This is a genomic window from Pseudomonas sp. NFIX28 (assembly GCF_900107395.1).
Classification (GTDB): Bacteria; Pseudomonadota; Gammaproteobacteria; order Pseudomonadales; family Pseudomonadaceae; genus Aquipseudomonas.
On record NZ_FNPW01000002.1, the window covers coordinates 556,419 to 574,995 of the forward strand.

Below are 18,577 nucleotides of genomic sequence, written 5' to 3' on the forward strand. Positions count from 1 at the left end.
GTGGACCCGCCCGCTGCTGTCGTAAAGTTCCTCGGGGGTGGTCATGGGCGCCGTTTTAAGGGTTAGAATCGCCGCCTAGCCCAGAGTGCGTATCTATGTCCCAAGCGATATCCCAAGAGCTTTCCGCCGAGCAGATCCAACAGGCCCTGCAAGGCATCAGCGTGCCGCCCCAACCGCAAATCATGGTGGATTTGCAGATGGAGCAATACATGCCCGACCCTGACCTGGAAATGATCGCCAAGCTGATCTCCCAGGACCCGGGCCTTTCCGGCGCGCTGCTGAAAATCGTCAACTCGCCGTATTACGGGTTGAGCAACAAGATTGCCTCGATCCAGCGCGCGGTGAACCTGCTGGGCAGCCGTTCGATCATCAACCTGATCAACGCGCAGTCGATCAAGGGCGAGATGAGCGACGAAACCATCGTCACCCTCAACCGTTTCTGGGACACCGCCCAGGATGTGGCGATGACCTGCCTGACCCTGGCCAAGCGCACCGGCGTGCAAGCAGTCGATGAAGCCTATGCCCTGGGCCTGTTCCACGATTGCGGCGTGCCGCTGATGCTCAAGCGCTTCCCCAATTACATGACGGTGCTGGAAGAGGCCTATGCCAGCGCCGGCCCGGAAAACCGTGTGGTGGATACGGAAAACCGCGCGTTCAACACCAACCACGCGGTGGTCGGTTATTACACGGCCAAGTCCTGGCGCCTGCCGGAACACGTGACCAATGCCATCGCCAATCACCACAACGCCCTGGCGATTTTCAGCGACGAGTCGTCGCGCAACAGCCAGCTGAAGAACCTGCTGGCGATCCTGAAGATGGCCGAGCATATCTGCGCGTCCTACCGGGTGCTGGGCAATCAGGTCGACGACCATGAGTGGAACAGCATTGGCCACCTGATCCTCGATTACGTCGGCCTGTCCGACTACGACTTCGAGAACCTCAAGGAAACCGTGCGCGAGCTGGGCGCGCACTGATTCCCGACCACGTAGCGAGCACACGAGGCGCACATGCCTGAATTACCGGAAGTCGAAACCACCCGGCGCGGTATCGCGCCGCACCTGGAAGGGCAGCGCGTCAGCCGCGTGATCGTGCGCGACCGGCGCCTGCGCTGGCCGATTCCGGAAGACCTCGATGTGCGCCTGTCCGGCCAGCAGATCGTCAAGGTCGAGCGTCGCGCCAAGTACCTGTTGATCAATGCCGAAGTCGGCACGCTGATCAGCCACCTGGGCATGTCCGGCAACCTGCGCCTGGTAGAGGTCGGCTTGCCGGCGGCCAAGCACGAGCACGTCGACATCGAGCTGGAGTCCGGCCTGGCCCTGCGCTACACCGACCCGCGGCGCTTTGGCGCGATGCTCTGGAGCCTGGACCCGCTCAACCACGAACTGCTGATTCGCCTGGGGCCGGAGCCGCTGACCGACCTGTTCGACGGCGAGCGCCTGTATCAGCTGTCGCGGGGGCGTTCGATGGCGGTCAAGCCGTTCATCATGGACAACGCGGTGGTGGTGGGGGTGGGCAACATCTACGCGACCGAAGCGCTGTTCGCCGCCGGCATCGACCCGCGTCGCGAAGCCAAGGGGATTTCCCGGGCGCGCTACCTGAAGCTGGCGATCGAGATCAAGCGCATCCTGGCCGCGGCCATCGAGCGCGGCGGTACCACCCTGCGCGACTTTATCGGCGGCGACGGGCAGCCGGGCTATTTCCAGCAGGAACTGTTCGTCTACGGGCGCGGTGGGGAGCACTGCAAGGTCTGCGGCACGGGGCTGCGGGAAATCAAGCTGGGGCAGCGTGCGAGCGTGTATTGCCCTAAATGCCAGAGCTGAAAAGCTTCGCGGGCAAGCCTCGCTCCTACCAATGCGAAACCTGTAGGAGCGAGGCTTGCCCGCGATAATCGCGCCGCATACTTCCGATTTATGCCTTGCCGGTGATCTTCCGGTACTTGGCCATCAATTCTTCTTCGGTTTCCGGATGGGCTTCGTCCAGCGGGATGCAATCCACCGGGCAGACCTGCTGGCATTGCGGCTCGTCATAGTGGCCGACGCATTGGGTGCACAGGTTCGGGTCGATCACGTAGATCTCTTCGCCTTGAGAAATGGCGGCGTTCGGGCACTCGGGTTCGCAGACGTCGCAATTGATGCAATCGTCGGTGATGATCAGGGACATGGGGCACTCCGGCCAGGGCGGCGGGCCCAGGCATTTGAAAAACCAATGCGCAATTGTGCCGCATTGACGAGCGCAGTGCACGCGGGCGCGATGGGAGGGGCATTGCAGGCAGACGGCGCGGGAACTGGCGCAGGTTTCGCCAGCTCCCGCGCGGGGGTTATTTCTTGAAGCGCAAGGTCAGGGCGTCGGCCACCGCCGGGTGCACGAACTTGCTGATATCGCCGCCCAATGCGGCGATTTCCCGGACCAACGTCGAGGAAATGAACGAATAACGCTCCGACGGTGTGAGGAACAGGCTTTCCACGTCCGGCGCCAGTTGGCGGTTCATGTTGGCCAGCTGGAATTCATATTCGAAGTCCGAAACCGCCCGTAGCCCCCGCAGGAAGACATTGGCGTTCTGCTCCTTGGCGAAATGCGCCAGCAGCGTGGAAAAACCGACGACTTCAACGTTCGGCAGATGCTTGGTGACCTCACGAGCCAGTTCCACGCGCTGTTCCAGAGGGAAAAGCGGGTTTTTCTTCGGGCTGGCGGCGACGGCGATGATCACATGATCGAACAGGCGCGAGGCGCGTTCGACCAGATCGCCATGGCCCTTGGTAATAGGGTCGAAGGTACCTGGGTACAACACTCGGTTCATCGCGTCGTCCTGGCGGGAGTCCGTTGGGGAGTCGGATGGTATCGCAGCCTTTCCGGTCGGCCAAGTCGCCTGTAACGGAAGAAAGCACTATAGACGACAAGAATAAACGGCTTTTTCACCCGCTTTTCAGCCGTTCGGCCAGGGCCGTGGCCAGTTGCGCGGTCAGGCCGTAGACCGACAATTGCGGGTTGGCGCCAATGCTGGTGGGGAACAGCGAGCCGTCGTGGATCGACAGATTCGTCAGCTGGTGATGCCGCCCCAGGCTGTCGGTGACGGCGCTTTTCGGGTCTTCGCCCATGGCACAACCGCCCATCACATGGGCGCTGCCCAGGCGAGTGCGGTACAGCGCGAGCGGCAGGCTGTCGATCAGCGCCTTGGCCTCGGCCAGGGTCTTCACGTAGCGGGCGTCGCTGTGCACCGGCATGACCGCCTTGGCGCCGCCGGCGAACTGGATCTCCGCCATGCTGTGGAAGGCCCGGCGCACGCCGTCCCAGGCGTAATCCGAAACCTGATAGTCGAGCACCGGCGAGCCGTCGCCGCGCAGCTCCACGCTGCCGCCGCTGCTGTCCGGGTGAAAACCGTCGCGCAGCAGTGCAAGCATCGCGTGGGTGTGGGGCAGTTGCTGCATGTTCAAGGCGCTCTGCTGGCCGAAACCGCCAAGCAGGGTAGTGGCCAGCGCCGGTTGCAGCGGCGGCACCTCGAGTTTGTAGGACATCCTGCCGGTGGCGCCGTCCAGCCATTGGAAATGATCGGAGTAGATCGACTGCGGCGCACCGTAGAAGGGGTTGATGACCTGGTCGAACTGCCCGGCGGAAAAATTCACCAAGTGCAGGAAAGTGCGCTTGCCCAGGCGCTTGTGCGGGTCGGCCGCGTCGGAACGCAGCAGCAGGGCCGGGCTGTTGATGCCGCCGCCCGCCAGCACGTAATGCCGGGCCTTGACCTGGATGGTGCGGCCGGTGGGCGCCACGCAGCGCTCGTCCATGGCCACGCATTGCAGGCTCTCGACCCGCTCGCCCTTGATCTGCAGGCGCTCGGCGCGGGCCAGGTACAGCAGCTCGCCGCCTTTTTCCAGGGTTGCGGGAATGGTGGTGACCATCATCGATTGCTTGGCGTTGGTCGGGCAGCCCATGCCGCAATAGCCGAGGTTCCAGCAGCCGCGCACGTTACGCGGGATCACATGCCAGCTGTAGCCGAGCTTTTCGCAGCCGAGCCTGATCACGTCGTTGTTGGCGTTGGGCGGCATGATCCACGGGGTGATCCCCAGGCGTTGCTCCATCTTCGCGAACCAGGGCGCCATGTCGGCCGGGCTGTGGCCCTTGACGTTGTGCTCCTTGGCCCAGTGTTCCAGGGTCGGCTCGGGGGTGCGGAAGCTGGAGGTCCAGTTGATCAGCGTGGTGCCGCCGACCGCGCGGCCTTGCAGGATGGTGATGGCGCCGTCCTTGCTCATGCGGCCGATGCCTTCCTGGTAGAGCTCGGCGTAGGCCTGGTCTTCGAGCATCTTGAAGTCGTCGCTGGTCTTGAGCGGCCCTTCTTCGATCAGCAGCACCTTGTAGCCGGCGGCGCTGAGGATCTCGGCGGTGGTGCCGCCGCCCGCGCCGCTGCCGATGATGGCGACATCCGCTTCGAGGATCAGGTCCTGTTGCAGTTGCGCGCCGTTGTAGGTTTTCCAGCCGCGGGCCAGGCCTTCGCGAAACGGATCGGGTACAGGCATATCAGGCTCTCTCTAGTTGTTCTGGGGCTTCTGGGTGCTTGTGTAGCGCTGCCGAAGACTGCGACAAGGTCCGTAGGACCTTCCGAGGGCTTCAGGAGCGCGTCTCCTGCGGAGCCGATCGCAGCCTTCGGCAGCGGCTACAGAGCGAGCAGTCTTCAGATTCTGGGCGGCCCGGGATAACCGCAGTGGGCCCAGGATTCGGGGCGGCTGTACCAGGCCATCATCACCAGTTGCAGCAAGGACGCGTGGCCCATGCGCAACAGGCTGAGAGAGCTGTTTTCCCAGCGCTTGAGGAACTGGCGGATGTCTTCGGCGCTGGCGTTTTCCCAACTGCCCCAGATACCGGTCAGCGGCCCGCGCGTGATACCCATGCCCAGCACGTCGAACAGCTGCTGGGTGAGCTTGAGCATTTCCGGCGACAGATGGTCGAGGCTGTAGTCCAGGCCTTTCAGCGTGGCGTCGAGCGCCGCGGGCAGTTTTTCGGCGGCCACCGAGCCGTCGAGCATTACTGGCAGTAATGCCCGCAAAACCGGCAGGTCACTGCTGCGCAGCACCGCGAAGCCACTGGCCGGCGTGCTGGACGAGCAGCCGCTGAGGCTGGCGCCGATACCCGCGGTGGTCAGGAATGCGCTGGCGCACAGGCCGATTTTCAACAGGCCACGGCGCGACAGTTCGGGGGCTACAGGCAGGCTGGGGGGCATTATTGTGATTACCCGGTAATGGTCTGGTTAGCGGATGAACAGCTTCTGGATCAGTTTCTGGATCGGCTTGCCGTAGGGCGGGTAGATCAGCCGCGCGGCGTTCAGGCGCTGTTTGCTCAGTACGCCCTTGGCCTTGCTGAAGGTCAGGAAACCCTCGTGACCGTGGTAATGGCCCATGCCCGAGTGGCCGATGCCACCGAACGGCATGTCGTCCTGGGCCACGTGCAGCAGGGTGTCGTTGAGGCAGACCCCGCCCGAGTGGGTTTCGTTGAGCACCCGGTTCTGCTCGGCCTTGTTGTAGCCGAAGTAATAGAGCGCCAGCGGGCGCGGGCGCTGGTTGATGTAGGCGAAAGCCTGGTCCAGCCCGGTGTAGGGCACGATCGGCAGGATCGGGCCGAAGATTTCGTCCTGCATCACGGTCATGTCGTCGCTGACATTGAGCATCAGGCTGTGGCCCATGCGCCGTTCCTGGTTTGCCTCGAACAGCGGGATCAGCAGCGCGCCCTTGCTGGTAGCGTCGCTGATGTAGCTGTTCAGGCGCGCCAGTTGCCGCTGGTTGATGATCGCCGTGTAGTCGGGGTTGTCGACCAGGGTCGGGAAGAAATCGCGAACCACCTGGCGATAGGCATCGACGAAGGCGCCGACGCGGTTTTCCGGGACCAGCACGTAGTCCGGGGCGACGCAGGTCTGGCCGGCATTCATGGTCTTGCCGAAGGCGATGCGTTCGGCGGCGTCCTTGAGCGGCACGTCGTCGGACACGATGGCCGGGGACTTGCCGCCCAGCTCGAGGGTCACCGGGGTCAGGTTTTCCGCCGCGGCGCGCATCACATGCTTGCCGATGCTGGTGGCGCCGGTGAACAGCAGGTGGTCGAAGGGCAGCCGGGAGAAAGCCACGCCCACTTCAGCCTCGCCCAGAACCACGGCCACCAGGTCCTCGGGGAATACCTTGGCCAGCAGGCGCTTGAGCAGCAGGCCGGTGGCGGGGGTCGATTCGCTGAGCTTGAGCAGCACCCGGTTGCCGGCGGCAAGCGCGCCGACCAGCGGGCCGATGGCCAGGTACAGCGGGTAGTTCCACGGCACGATCACGCCGATCACGCCCAGCGGCTGATAGACGACCTTGGCCGAGGCCGGTTGAAAGGCCGCGCCGACCTTGCGCCGCGAAGGCTTCATCCAGCCCTTGAGGTGTTTGCTGGCGTAGTGGATGCCATGCAGGCTGGGCATGATTTCGGCGAGCAGGGTTTCGTCGGCGCTGCGATGGCTGAAATCGTCGCTGATGGCCTCGATCAGGGCCTGGCGTTCGCTGTCGAGCAGGTCGCGCAGGCTCTTGAGCCACTGCAGGCGCTGGGCCGCGGGCGGCATGGGGTTGGCCGCGAAGGCCTGGCGCTGGGCAGCGAACAAGTGATGAAGCTCGTCCAGCTGTTGGTGAGCTTCAGGCAAGTAGGCGATTTCGGCAGGCATGGGCGGCTCCGGTTTTTTTAAGTGGGCGATTTTTAGAGCTTATACTCTAAAATGTCAAATGCCATCCCGTACCAGCTTTGATTTATCCCGTTGGGGATAGGTCGTAAGATGCCGGGCAACGCCTCTTCGATTAAAGCCCACGCTCATGGCCCCACGCATAAAAACTCGCGAACGCATCGTCCAGAACAGCCTGGAGCTGTTCAACCAGCAGGGCGAACGCAATGTCAGCACCAACCACATTGCGGCCCACATGGAGATTTCGCCGGGCAACCTGTATTACCACTTCCCCAATAAGCAGGCGATCATCGCCGTGCTGTTCTGCGAGTACGAAGCGCTGGTCGACAGTTTCCTGCGCCTGCCCCAGGGCCGCGCGGTGACGGTGGAAGACAAGCGTTATTACCTGCAGGCCGTATTGGCGGCCATGTGGCGCTATCGCTTCCTGCACCGCGACCTGGAGCACCTGCTCGACAGCGATGCCGAAATGGCTGCCCGCTACCGGCGTTTCTCCCAGCGCTGCCTGATCCACGGCACGGCGATCTACGCCGGCTTCGTCGACGCCGGCATCCTCAAGATGGACAAGGTGCAGATCGAGTCCCTGACCCTCAACGCCTGGATCATCCTCACGTCCTGGGTGCGCTTTTTGTGCACCACCCGGGAAAACTCCGCGCACCTGAGCGAAGAAGCCATCAAGCGCGGTGTCTATCAGGTGCTGGTGCTGGAGGCCGGGTTTGTCACCGACCAGGCCCGGGAAGCGGTCAACGCGCTGTTCGACGAGTTTTATGTGCCCCTGGCCCAGGCCCTGGAAGAAGTGCAGTAGATTTGTAGGCAAGCCGACTGCGTTTACCCGCAGGTCCTGGATCAAGCCATCGTTCAATTACAGGAGTCCGTCATGCCCATCGCGCAACTGATCAGCCCACAGCAATTGGCCGCTCGCCTGGAGCAGCCCGGGCTGGTGATTCTCGATTGTCGTTTTGCCCTGGAAGACCCGGATTACGGCCAGCGCAGTTATGCCGAGGGGCATCTGGCCGGCGCGCATTTTGCCGATCTGGAACGCGACCTCAGTGGCCCGGTGATCAAGGGCGTGACCGGGCGCCATCCGCTGCCCGAGCCGGCGACGCTGATTGCCCGCCTGCAGGCCTGGGGCATCGACGCCGACAGCGACGTCGTGCTCTACGACGACGGCCCCGGCGCCTATGCCGCCCGGGCCTGGTGGCTGCTGGCCTGGCTGGGCAAACGTGACGGCGTGTTTATCCTCGACGGCGGCCTGAAAGCCTGGCACGCCGCGGGCCTGCCGTTGAGCCTGGACCCTCCGGCCAACGTGCTCGGCCACTTCACTGGCCAGCCCGATGAAAACCTGCTGCGCAGTGCCGAACAACTGCAAAAGCGCCTTGGCCAGCCGACCCTGACCCTGCTCGACGCCCGCGCCCAGCCACGCTTTCGCGGCGAAGTGGAGCCGATCGACCCGGTGGCCGGGCATATCCCTGGCGCGCAATGCGCGGCGTTCACCGACAACCTGGGCAGCGATGGCCGTTTTCTGCCGGCCGAGCAGCTCCGGCAGCGGTTCGCCGAGATGTTGGGCGAGCGGTCACCGACCGAGCTGGTGGCGTACTGCGGCTCGGGCGTGACGGCCTGTCATAACCTGTTCGCCCTGTGCCTGGCCGGGTATCCCCTGGCCAGTCTGTATGCCGGCTCCTGGAGCGAATGGATCACCGACCCGCAGCGTGCGGTGGCCAAGGGCGACTGAGCCCTGCCCCACCGTAGGAGCGAAGCTTGCTCGCGATCAACCTTCCAGGCAGTGCGTTCTTACGGGCAGATTGCGTCGTCCAGAGTTTTTTTCGCGAGCAAGCTTCGCTCCTACGGATGGAGGGGCCGTCACGGGGACTGGCGGGCGCTGCGATAGGCCGCTGGCCCCACGCCATAGACCTGCTTGAACTGCCGGCTCAGATGGCTCTGGTCGGCGAACCCCAGTTGCATCGCCACTTCCAGCGGCAGGCAGCCGTCGCGCAGCAGTGCCCGGGCCTGGGCGATACGCTGTTGCATCAGCCAGGTGTGCGGTGGCATGCCGGTGGCGCGGCGAAATACCCGGGCGAAATGGAACGGCGAGAGATTCACCGCGGCGGCCAGTTCTTCCAGCGACGGTGGGGCCGCCAGCTGCGCTTGCAGCAACTCCTTGGCCCGGACGATCGCCCGGTGTTCCCGCCCCGGTTCGCCCGGCGCCTTGACCCCGGCGTGACGCCGCAGTAGCAAGAGCATCATTTCCCGCCACAGGGTCTGTTGTTGCAGGGCGGTGGCCGGGCTTTCCAGCAGTTGATGCAATTGGCAGAAGCCGCTGACCAGATCGGGGTCGCGATACAGCGTGGCGCCAAAGGCCGGCAGGCTGCCGGTGGGCAATTCCAGCTCGTCGAGCATGGCGAGGATTTTCGCGTTGTCCGGATAAAACGCCCGGTACAGCCAGCCGTCCTCGGTGCCTTTGTGGCCGGTGTGCAGCTCGTCCGGGTTGATCAGCACCAGGGTGCCGCGCCCCGCCAGGTGTTCGGCGCCGCGATAACGGTAGCGCTGGGCGCCGTCCATGATCATGCCGATCACATAGCCGTCGTGCACATGGGGCACGAAGCGATGCTCGATGTAGCGCGCAGCCAGCAGTTCCACGCCGGCCAGGGGCGCGGTTTGCCAGAAACGGATCGATTCGCCCTGGTCGCTGTTCATCGCGGCTCGCGCCCCAGGTCGGACAGCCATTGCGGGATGCGTCGTTCCAGGTAATAACCCGGGGTCTTCACCGAACCATCGACAAAGCCGACGTGCCCGCCCTTGGCCTGCAGTTCGAAGTGGGTGCTGCTGGACAGCTCGCCGGCTTCCGGCAGGCTGTGGGGAAATACGAAAGGGTCGTCCGCGGCCTGGATAATCAGGGTTTGCGTGCGGATTTCCCCAAGGAAATAGCGGCTGGAGGCGCGTCGGTAGTAATCCTCGGCATCGGCAAAGCCATTCAGCGGCGCGGTGACCCGGCCGTCGAAATCCCAGAAGGTGCGCATCTTTTCCAGCGAGCCGAGCCGCTCCAGCACCGCCAGGCCCTCATGGCGCCCGTCATGCTGGAACTGGCGCTGCTTGTCCTTGATGTAGGCCAGCATCTCGCGCATGAAATGCGCCTGGTAGACCTTGGAAAACCCCTGGCCGATGCGGTCGGCGCATTGGTCCAGGCGAAACGGCACCGATACCGCGACGGCGCCTTGCAGCTGGCTGGCGCTGCCGCTTTCCCCCAGGTGCTTGAGCAGCACATTGCCGCCCAGCGAATAGCCCACCGCGAACAGCGGGGCCAGCGGGCGTTTGCTGCGCAGGTGGTCGATGGCGGCGGCCAGGTCTTCGCTGGCCCCCGAGTGGTAGCTGCGCGGCAGCAGGTTGGGTTCGCCCGAGCAGCCGCGCCAGTTCAGCGCCACGCTGGCCCAGCCCTGGCTGGCCAGGGCCTTTTGCAGGCCGGCCACGTAAGGCGAGTTGGAAGAGCCGGTCAGACCATGCAGCACCAATACCAGGGGCGCGCTGGCGGTGTGCGGGCCGTGCCAGTCGAGATCGAGAAAGTCGCCGTCGTCGAGCCATAGGCGTTCGCGCTGGCGGTCAAGGTGAGTGGTCTTGCGCCACAGCGGGCCCCACAAGGTTTGCAGGTGCGGGTTGCCGAGGCCGAAGGCGGGAATGAAGCGATCTGACGGAGTAGGCACGGCGATTCTCTGTAACAGCGATGCGCGACCCGGCAGGGCCGCGCAGCTTTTTCAGTCCGGTGGGTTAACCGGCGATCTTCGCCATGCGTTGCCACAAGGCGTAATACACCTGCCCGGATTTCTGCTCGCGGTGCAGGCGCCAGTTCGCCGGAAGGCCGAGGGTCGAAGGCGCGGTTTCACTTTCGGTATAGACCCAGGAATCGTCAGCCAGCCAGTCCCGTTCCTCCAACAGGGCACAGGCGGTCGGCAACAGGTTCTGATGGAACGGCGGATCGAGGAATACCAGGTCGAAACGGCTGGCCGGCTGGGTTTCCAGGTAGCGCAGGGCGTCGGCGGTCTGCACCTGACCAACGGTACAGCGCAGGGTGCCCAGGTGTTCGCGCAGGCGCGACACGGCCAGGTTGCTGGCATCCAGCGCCTGGCCCATGGCGGCGCCACGGGACAGGGCCTCGAGAAACAGCGCGCCGCTGCCGGCGAACAGGTCGAGCACCTTGGCTCCGGCGACATACGGCGCCAGCCAGTTGAACAGGGTTTCGCGCACCCGGTCCGGTGTCGGGCGCAAGCCCGGCACATCGGGGAAGCTCAGGCGGCGGCTGCGCCATTCGCCGCCGATGATGCGTAGTTGGCCTACACCGTTGTGCTGGTTATGGATGGGTTTCTTGCTGGGACGCGATGGGCTGGCCATTAATGCTCCGGAACCCCGAGCGGCTGCTCGGCGGGTTTGTCAGTAGGGGCCGGCAACGGCTTTTGCGGGACGGTCGGACCGGCGGTGACGATGACCATCTTGTCCGCTTTCAGGTGTTTGTTCATGACGTCCCGGACCTGTTCCACGGTCAGGCTCTGGGACTGCTGCATGAAGTCTTCAAGATAGCTCAGCGGCAGGCTATAGAAGCCGATGGCGCCCAGTTGGCCGACGATATCCGCATTGCTGGCGGTGGACAGCGGGAAGCTGCCGGCCAGTTCGCGCTTGGCGTCGTCGAGTTCCTTCTGGGTCGGGCCGGTCTTGAGGTAATCGGCGAGCACGTCCTGCACCAGCTTGAGGGTGCCCTGGCTCATTTCGGCACGGGTCTGCAGGTTGATCATGAACGGGCCACGGGCCTGCATCGGGCTGAAGCCGGAATAGACGCCGTAGGTCAGGCCGCGTTTTTCGCGCACTTCACTCATCAGCCGGGTGCCAAAACCGCCGCCGCCCAGGATCTGGTTGCCCAGGGCCAGCGCCGCGTAGTCCGGGTCGTCGCGATCGATGCCCAGTTGCGCCAGCAGCAGGCTGGTCTGGCTGGACGGGTATTCGATATGGCCGATGCTGGCCTGTGGTTCGGTCGGTTGCGCGATTTTCGCCAGTGCCGGGCCTTGGGGCAGGGCGCTGGAGATCTGTGCGGCAATCGCCTCGGCTTCGCTGCGCGACAGGTCGCCCACCAGCGCGATCACCACGTTGCCGGCGGCATAGGCCTTGGCATGGAACGCCCGCAACTGGGCCAGGCTGATGGGCGGCACGCTCTGCGCGGTGCCGTCGCTGGAATGGGCATACGGATGGCTGCCATACAGGCGGTTCATCAGTTCCAGGCTCGCCAGCTTGCCGGGGTTCTGCTTCTGGTACTCGAAGCCAGCGAGCATCTGGTTCTTGATGCGCGCCAGGGAGTCGGCGGGGAAGGTCGGCTTGCCCACTACCTCGGCAAACAGTTGCAGGGCCGGCGTGCGCTTGTCCGGCGCGCTGAGGCTGCGCAGGGACGCGATGGCCATGTCCTTGTAGGCACCGTTGCCGAAATCGGCGCCCAGGCCTTCGAAGCCCTGGGCGATCGCGCCGACATCCTTGCCGGCCACGCCTTCGTTGAGCATGGCGTTGGTCAGCATCGCCACGCCCGGCGCGTCGCCGTCCTGGCTACTGCCGGCGGCGAAGGTCAGGCGCAGGTCGAACATCGGCAGCTCATGGGCCTCGACGAACAGCACCTTGGCGCCTTCTGGGGTGTTCCAGGTCTTGATATCGAGGCGGCGATGGCTTGGCGCCTTGCCGTCGAGCTCGGTCAGAGATTGCAGCTTCTGGCTGCTCTTGGCCTTGTCCAGCGCCTGGCTGGCGCGGGATTCGTTGCCACGCAGCAGATAAAGGCCGGCGGCAACGATCAGGGCCACAAGTGCCAGGCCAAGCAGGACCGGACTGGCGCTTTTGCGATTACTCATGAGCGGACTCCTCAGGCAATACGTGGGCAACGCTCAGGCGTTCGCGGGTGAAATAGGTGCGGGCGGCCTTCTGGATGTCCTCAGGGGTCACGCTTTGCAGTTCGGCAAGTTCAGTGTCCATGAGCTTCCAGGACAGGCCGACGGTTTCCAGCTGGCCGATGGCGGTGGCCTGGCTGGTGATGGAGTCACGCTCGTAGACCAGGCCGGCGATGACCTGGGCGCGCACGCGCTCCAGTTCTTCGGCGGTCGGCGGGGTGCTCTTCAGCTCTTCGAGCAAACGCCACAGGCCGGCTTCGGCCTGGGCGACGGTTTTTTTCTTCTGGCTGTTGGGCATGGCCGAAAGCAGGAACAGGCTGTCGCCGCGGGTGTAGGCGTCGAAGCTCGACGAGCCGCCGGACACCAGCTCTTCGCCACGCTCCAGGCGGGTCGGGATGCGGGCGCTGTAGCCGCCGTCGAGCAGCGCGGCGATCAGGCGCAGGGCATGCACCGAGTGCTTGTCTGCGGCGGTGGCGATGCTCGGCACGTTGAAGGCCAGCATCACGCTCGGCAACTGGGTCTTCACCCGCAGGGTGATCTGCCGCTCGCCGGGCTCGGCCAGTTCCAGGGGGATCTTCGCCGCGGGCACGGCGCGCTTGGCAATGGCGCCGAAATAACGCTGGGCCAGGGTCTTGACCTCGTCCGGGGTCACGTCGCCGACCACCACCAGGGTGGCGTTGTTCGGTGCGTACCAGGATTCATACCAGTGGCGCAGCTCCTCGACCTTCATTCGGTTGAGGTCGGCCATCCAGCCGATGGTCGGCGTGTGGTAGCCGCTGGCCGGGTAGGCCATCGCCTTGAAGCGTTCGAAGGCCTTGGACATCGGCTTGTCGTCGGTGCGCAGGCGGCGCTCTTCCTTGATTACCTCGATTTCGCGGCTGAACTCGTCGGGCGGCAGGCGCAGGCTGGCCATGCGATCGGCCTCCAGCTCGAAGGCCACGCCCAGGCGGTCACGGGCCAGCACTTGGTAATAAGCGGTGAAATCGTCGCTGGTGAATGCGTTCTCTTCGGCGCCCAGGTCGCGCAGGATCAGCGAGGCTTCGCCGGGGCCGACCTTTTCGCTGCCTTTGAACATCATGTGTTCCAGGGCGTGGGACAAACCGGTCTGGCCCGGGGTTTCGTAACTGGAGCCGACTTTGTACCAGACCTGGGAGACCACGACCGGAGCCCGGTGGTCTTCGCGGACCACGACCTTGAGGCCGTTGTCGAGGGTGAATTCATGGGTGGGTTGTGGATCGGCAGCCAAGGCTGAAAGGGGCAGACAAACCGTACTGAGCAGCAGGCCTGCGGCGCGGCGGGCTAGAGCATTCATTCGTTTTTAAACCTGTTGGACTGCCCGCTTGGTCTTAGCGTCGGCGGGCGAGGAGATGCTAGGATACTGATCCGTTTTACTGGCGGCCACGCCTATCAGGCCTTTGCGGATCAGAGTGTGCTTGAGCAGGTTGTATGGGTTTCCGGCAGGAAGTCTGGATTTATCAGCTAAACTTCGACTTTTCGCCGATTTTGCCGTTTCAGTCCTTTAGTAAAATCGATCCTTGAGATGCCGCTGGGCACCTCGACAAAATGTTGCGCGTGAACAAGCCGGCGGAAACGCAGTCTGTTCTGCATCGAATATTTATTTGCCGATGCGCCTTGCTGGCGCGTCGCTACCTTGAGATAGCCGTCCTCCATGTTTGGTTCCAACGACGACAAGAAGACCCCAGCCGCGGCTGGCGAGAAAAAAGGCCTGTTCGGATGGCTGCGCAAAAAGCCGCAGGAAACCGTCGTCGAACAGTCACAAGTTCCTGTCGAGCCTGCCCCGGCTCCCGTTATAGAAGAAACCCCGGTTGTCGAAGTCGTAGCGCCTGTGGTGTTGCCGATCGCCGAGCCGATCCTGCAGCCTGAACGACCTGCTGCCGCGACCGAGCCCGCGGCCGCGCCGGACCTGCCGCTGACCCCCGATCCCGATCACAAGCCCTGGCTGACCCTGCCGGTGGCGGAAGAGCCAGTGGCGCTGGTGGAAAACGAGCAGGCGCCGCATGTCGTCCCGCCGATTCCCGCTGCGACCGTCAGCGCGCCGCAACCGCCAGAGCCGGTCGCTGCCACCCCGGCCCCGGTGGTCGAGCCTGTGGCCCCGGCGCCTGTTGCGCCTGCCTTTGTTGCACCGCAACCTGTTCCAGCTCCAGCTCCAGCTCCAGCTCCAGCTCCAGCTCCAGCTCCAGCTCCAGCTCCAAGCCCAGTAGTCGCGCCGGTGGTTGCGACGGCTCCGGTCGAAGCGCCAGCTGCCGTCGAGCCGTCCCGCGCCGAGGAGAACAAGGTCGGCTTCTTTGCCCGCCTCAAGCAGGGCCTGTCCAAGACCAGCGCCAGCATCGGCGAAGGCATGGCCAGCCTGTTCCTGGGCAAGAAGACCATCGATGACGAGCTGCTGGAAGATATCGAGACCCGCCTGCTGACCGCCGACGTGGGCGTGGAAGCCACCGCGGTGATCATTCAGAACCTGACCCAGAAAGTCGCGCGCAAGCAACTGACCGACGTCGATGCGCTGTACAAGTCGCTGCAGGCCGAGCTGTCGAGCATGCTCAAGCCGGTGGAGCAGCCGCTGCAGATCGCTTCGCAGACCAAGCCGTTCGTGATCCTGGTGGTCGGCGTCAACGGCGCCGGCAAGACCACCACCATCGGCAAGCTGGCCAAGAAGCTGCAGCTCGAAGGCAAGAAGGTCATGCTCGCCGCGGGCGACACCTTCCGCGCCGCGGCCGTGGAACAGCTGCAGGTCTGGGGCGAGCGCAACAAGATTCCGGTGATCGCCCAGCATACCGGCGCCGACTCGGCCTCCGTGATCTTCGACGCCGTGCAGGCCGCCAAGGCCCGTGGTATCGACGTACTGATCGCCGACACCGCCGGTCGCCTGCACACCAAAGACAACCTGATGGAAGAGCTGAAGAAGGTTCGCCGGGTGATCGGCAAGCTCGATGCCGACGCACCGCACGAAGTGCTGCTGGTACTCGATGCCGGTACCGGCCAGAACGCCATCAACCAGGCCAAGCATTTCAACCAGAGTGTCGAACTGACCGGCCTGGCCCTGACCAAGCTCGACGGTACCGCCAAGGGTGGGGTGATCTTCGCCCTGGCCAAGCAGTTTGGCCTGCCGATCCGCTACATCGGCGTCGGTGAGAGCATCGACGACCTGCGTACCTTTGAAGCCGAACCCTTTGTCCAGGCACTGTTTGCCGAGCGGGAGCGTTCATGATTCGTTTCGAACAGGTCGGTAAGCGTTATCCGAACGGCCATGTCGGCCTGCACGAGCTGAGCTTCCGGGTCCGTCGCGGCGAGTTTCTGTTCGTCACCGGCCATTCCGGCGCTGGCAAGTCCACGCTGCTGCGGCTGCTGCTGGCCATGGAGCGCCCCACCAGCGGCAAGCTGCTGCTGGCCGGCCAGGACCTGAGCACCATCAGCAATGCGCAGATTCCATTCCTGCGGCGGCAGATCGGCGTGGTGTTCCAGAATCACCAGTTGCTGTTCGATCGCACCGTTTTCAACAACGTCGCCTTGCCGTTGCAGATCCTTGGCCTGTCCAAGGCTGAAATCGCCAAGCGCGTGGACTCGGCCCTGGAGCGCGTGGCGCTGTCGGACAAGACCGATCTCTACCCGGGCGACCTGTCCACCGGCCAACAGCAGCGCGTCGGTATTGCCCGCGCCATCGTGCACCGCCCGGCCTTGCTGCTGGCGGACGAACCCACAGGTAACCTCGACCCGCGTCTGGCGGCGGAAATCATGGGCGTATTCGAAGATATCAACCGTCTGGGCACCAGTGTGCTGATCGCCAGTCACGACCTGGCGCTGATCGCGCGCATGCGTCACCGCATGCTGACCCTGCAACGCGGCCGATTGATCGGCGATGGGGAGGCTGGCGTATGAGTGCGACCCGCAGCCCTAAAGTGGCCGAACGCGTGGCTCCGAAAGCCTCGGACCAGCCGCCGCAGAAGAAAAAACGCGACGAAGACGACGGCCCGGATTTCAGCACCCTGCTGCACGCCTGGGTCGAGAGCCACCGCGCCAGCCTGCTCGACAGCTTGCGTCGCCTGGGCAAGCAGCCGATTGGCAGTTTCTTCACCTGCCTGGTGATGGCCGTGGCCCTGAGCCTGCCGATGGGCCTGTCGCTGTTGCTCAATAATGTCGAGCGCCTGGGCGGCTCCTGGCAGCGCGCAGCGCAGATTTCCCTGTACCTGGAGCTCGATGCCAGCGCCACCGAGGGCGAAAGCCTGAGCGAGCAGATCAAGGCCATGCCGGGCGTGGCGGACGCCGAGTTCATCAGCAAGGACAAGGCCCTGGACGAGTTCCAGCAGCAGTCCGGGCTGGGCGAGGCGCTCAAGGAGTTGCCGCAGAACCCGCTGCCGGGCGTAGTCCTGGTCACGCCGAACGAAGTGGACAAGGCCGCCCTGGAAGCCTTGCGCCAGCGCCTTGCGGAAATGCCCAAGGTGCAGCAGGCGCAACTGGACCTGGTATGGGTCGAGCGGCTGGCGGCGATCCTCAAGCTGGGCGACCGGTTTGTCTTCGGCCTGACGGTGTTGCTGGTTTCTGCATTACTTTTGGTGATAGGCAATACCATTCGTCTTCATATTGAAAACCGCCGCACCGAGATAGAAGTGATTAAACTCGTCGGCGGCACTGACAGCTATGTACGGCGTCCCTTCCTTTATATGGGCGCCTTGTATGGCTTCGGTGCGGGGATTTTGTCCTGGGGGGTTCTGGCGTTCGGCCTCGATTGGCTGAACGACGCAGTGGTGGGGCTTGCCGGCTTGTACGGCAGTGATTTCGCCCTGGCTGGCGTGCCGGTCGCCGATGGTCTTTCGCTCTTGCTTGGCGCGGTGTTGTTGGGGTATATCGGTGCGTGGATTGCGGTCGCCCGCCACTTGCGGGAGCTGGCGCCGAAATAGTGTCTTTTTGCTTGTATTGACCTTTCAGTATTTTTGGGAACTTGTTTTGTGGTTCCCGGTCAATTTTCAGCAGTGCTGAATAAGCACGAGTTATGTGAGTCGGAGGTTTTTTCGTATGACCACTTCTTTGCAACCTGCTTATGCCTTGGTCCCGGGTGCGAACCTGGAGGCCTATGTGCACACGGTGAACAGCATTCCATTGCTGACGCCCGAGCAGGAGCGTGAACTGGCCGAGAGTCTCTACTATGAGCAGGATCTTGAGGCGGCTCGGCAGATGGTGCTCGCCCACCTGCGTTTTGTCGTACATATCGCCCGTAGCTATTCCGGCTACGGCCTGGCCCAGGCTGACCTGATCCAGGAAGGCAACGTCGGCCTGATGAAGGCTGTCAAGCGCTTCAACCCGGAAATGGGTGTGCGCCTGGTTTCGTTCGCCGTGCACTGGATCAAGGCGGAAATCCACGAGTTCATCCTGCGCAACTGGCGCATTGTGAAAGTCGCGACCACCAAGGCCCAGCGCAAGCTGTTCTTCAACCTGCGCAGCCAGAAGAAGCGCCTGGCCTGGTTGAACAACGAAGAAGTCCATCGTGTGGCCGAAAGCCTCGGCGTAGAGCCACGCGAAGTGCGCGAGATGGAAAGTCGCCTGACCGGTCATGACATGGCCTTCGACCCAGCCGCCGAAGCGGATGACGACAGCGCCTTCCAATCGCCGGCCAACTACCTGGAAGACCACCGGTACGACCCGGCGCGCCAGCTGGAAGACGCCGACTGGACCGACAATTCCACCAGCAACCTGCACGAGGCGCTGGAAGTGCTGGACGACCGCAGCCGCGACATCCTCTACCAGCGCTGGCTGGCGGAAGAGAAAGCCACGCTGCACGACCTGGCGCAGAAGTACAACGTCTCGGCCGAGCGCATCCGCCAGCTCGAGAAGAGCGCGATGAACAAGCTCAAGTTGTCGATTGCCGCGTAATACGCCACGCAATAAAAAACGCCCCGATCCGATCGGGGCGTTTTTGTTTGTGGCGTTGTGGTGTTGTGGCTTTGGTGTCTGTGGGGGTGCTATCGCGAGCAAGCTTCGC

The 18,577-nt window shown here is 63.8% G+C and carries 19 protein-coding genes; 8 read left to right on the forward strand and 11 right to left on the reverse strand.

The window, feature by feature from the left end; all coding sequences use genetic code 11:
- Window positions 1-161: 161 nt before the first annotated feature.
- Entirely contained in the window at window positions 162-974 is an 813-nt protein-coding gene (locus BLV20_RS06020) for an HDOD domain-containing protein (protein WP_175540147.1), read from the forward strand.
- 33 nt (window positions 975-1,007) lie between these two features.
- Window positions 1,008-1,820, forward strand: coding sequence for a bifunctional DNA-formamidopyrimidine glycosylase/DNA-(apurinic or apyrimidinic site) lyase (gene mutM / locus BLV20_RS06025; protein WP_009046050.1), 813 nt, complete (start codon window positions 1,008-1,010; stop codon window positions 1,818-1,820).
- 88 nt (window positions 1,821-1,908) lie between these two features.
- On the opposite strand, the gene BLV20_RS06030 is transcribed toward mutM, so the two are convergent.
- The 5 genes from BLV20_RS06030 to BLV20_RS06050 all read right to left on the reverse strand — a co-directional run bounded on the left by BLV20_RS06030 (window position 1,909) and on the right by BLV20_RS06050 (window position 6,667).
- Window positions 1,909-2,160, reverse strand: a complete 252-nt coding sequence (locus BLV20_RS06030; protein WP_007921257.1) for a YfhL family 4Fe-4S dicluster ferredoxin — start codon at window positions 2,158-2,160, stop codon at window positions 1,909-1,911.
- A gap of 157 nt (window positions 2,161-2,317) precedes the next feature.
- Window positions 2,318-2,797: a pantetheine-phosphate adenylyltransferase gene (gene coaD / locus BLV20_RS06035; protein ID WP_003229157.1), complete on the reverse strand. Its 480-nt coding sequence runs from the start codon at window positions 2,795-2,797 to the stop codon at window positions 2,318-2,320.
- Window positions 2,798-2,912: 115 nt separating this feature from the next.
- Window positions 2,913-4,508 (reverse strand): GMC family oxidoreductase, encoded by a 1,596-nt coding sequence (locus tag BLV20_RS06040; RefSeq protein ID WP_092298320.1) that lies wholly within the window; start codon window positions 4,506-4,508, stop codon window positions 2,913-2,915.
- A gap of 155 nt (window positions 4,509-4,663) precedes the next feature.
- Window positions 4,664-5,209 (reverse strand): twin-arginine translocation pathway signal protein, encoded by a 546-nt coding sequence (locus tag BLV20_RS06045; protein ID WP_092298323.1) that lies wholly within the window; start codon window positions 5,207-5,209, stop codon window positions 4,664-4,666.
- A gap of 27 nt (window positions 5,210-5,236) precedes the next feature.
- Window positions 5,237-6,667, reverse strand: a complete 1,431-nt coding sequence (locus BLV20_RS06050) for a coniferyl aldehyde dehydrogenase (protein WP_092298326.1) — start codon at window positions 6,665-6,667, stop codon at window positions 5,237-5,239.
- 145 nt (window positions 6,668-6,812) lie between these two features.
- Here BLV20_RS06050 and BLV20_RS06055 point away from each other — a divergent pair, with 145 nt between their 5' ends.
- Both BLV20_RS06055 and BLV20_RS06060 read left to right on the forward strand, forming a co-directional pair.
- Window positions 6,813-7,484, forward strand: a complete 672-nt coding sequence (locus BLV20_RS06055; RefSeq protein WP_092298329.1) for a TetR/AcrR family transcriptional regulator — start codon at window positions 6,813-6,815, stop codon at window positions 7,482-7,484.
- Between the two features lie 72 nt (window positions 7,485-7,556).
- Complete coding sequence (locus tag BLV20_RS06060) at window positions 7,557-8,411, forward strand: sulfurtransferase (RefSeq protein ID WP_092298332.1); 855 nt, start codon at window positions 7,557-7,559, stop codon at window positions 8,409-8,411.
- A 128-nt stretch (window positions 8,412-8,539) separates the two neighbouring features.
- Here the strand turns inward: BLV20_RS06060 and BLV20_RS06065 are convergent, their stop codons facing one another.
- The 6 genes from BLV20_RS06065 to BLV20_RS31335 all read right to left on the reverse strand — a co-directional run bounded on the left by BLV20_RS06065 (window position 8,540) and on the right by BLV20_RS31335 (window position 14,256).
- The gene (locus tag BLV20_RS06065) at window positions 8,540-9,373 is read right to left on the reverse strand and encodes an AraC family transcriptional regulator (RefSeq protein ID WP_092298335.1); all 834 of its coding nucleotides are present in this window, start codon (window positions 9,371-9,373) and stop codon (window positions 8,540-8,542) included.
- Window positions 9,370-10,374, reverse strand: coding sequence for a hydrolase (locus BLV20_RS06070; protein ID WP_092298338.1), 1,005 nt, complete (start codon window positions 10,372-10,374; stop codon window positions 9,370-9,372). The genes BLV20_RS06065 and BLV20_RS06070 overlap by 4 nt, the downstream gene beginning before the upstream one ends.
- Before the next feature lie 64 nt (window positions 10,375-10,438).
- A complete protein-coding gene (rsmD, locus tag BLV20_RS06075) occupies window positions 10,439-11,059 on the reverse strand; it encodes a 16S rRNA (guanine(966)-N(2))-methyltransferase RsmD (protein ID WP_092298341.1) in 621 nt (206 codons plus the stop codon).
- The gene (locus BLV20_RS06080) at window positions 11,059-12,549 is read right to left on the reverse strand and encodes a M16 family metallopeptidase (RefSeq protein ID WP_092298344.1); all 1,491 of its coding nucleotides are present in this window, start codon (window positions 12,547-12,549) and stop codon (window positions 11,059-11,061) included. Before BLV20_RS06080 ends, rsmD begins: the two co-directional genes overlap by 1 nt.
- A complete protein-coding gene (locus BLV20_RS06085) occupies window positions 12,542-13,897 on the reverse strand; it encodes a M16 family metallopeptidase (protein ID WP_092298348.1) in 1,356 nt (451 codons plus the stop codon). Before BLV20_RS06085 ends, BLV20_RS06080 begins: the two co-directional genes overlap by 8 nt.
- 167 nt (window positions 13,898-14,064) lie before the next feature.
- Window positions 14,065-14,256 (reverse strand): hypothetical protein, encoded by a 192-nt coding sequence (locus BLV20_RS31335; protein WP_175540142.1) that lies wholly within the window; start codon window positions 14,254-14,256, stop codon window positions 14,065-14,067.
- Between BLV20_RS31335 and ftsY the strand changes: the two genes are divergently transcribed.
- From ftsY to rpoH, 4 genes are all read left to right on the forward strand, one after another.
- Complete coding sequence (gene ftsY, locus BLV20_RS06090; protein WP_092298351.1) at window positions 14,255-15,811, forward strand: signal recognition particle-docking protein FtsY; 1,557 nt, start codon at window positions 14,255-14,257, stop codon at window positions 15,809-15,811. The two genes, BLV20_RS31335 and ftsY, sit on opposite strands and share 2 nt — an antisense overlap.
- Window positions 15,808-16,479: a cell division ATP-binding protein FtsE gene (gene ftsE, locus BLV20_RS06095; protein WP_003229148.1), complete on the forward strand. Its 672-nt coding sequence runs from the start codon at window positions 15,808-15,810 to the stop codon at window positions 16,477-16,479. The genes ftsY and ftsE overlap by 4 nt, the downstream gene beginning before the upstream one ends.
- Entirely contained in the window at window positions 16,476-17,498 is a 1,023-nt protein-coding gene (gene ftsX, locus BLV20_RS06100; protein ID WP_092298354.1) for a permease-like cell division protein FtsX, read from the forward strand. Before ftsE ends, ftsX begins: the two co-directional genes overlap by 4 nt.
- A 115-nt stretch (window positions 17,499-17,613) precedes the next feature.
- On the forward strand, window positions 17,614-18,468 hold the full coding sequence (rpoH, locus tag BLV20_RS06105) for an RNA polymerase sigma factor RpoH (protein ID WP_007921212.1): 855 nt from the start codon (window positions 17,614-17,616) through the stop codon (window positions 18,466-18,468).
- The last annotated feature ends 109 nt before the right edge of the window (window positions 18,469-18,577 follow it).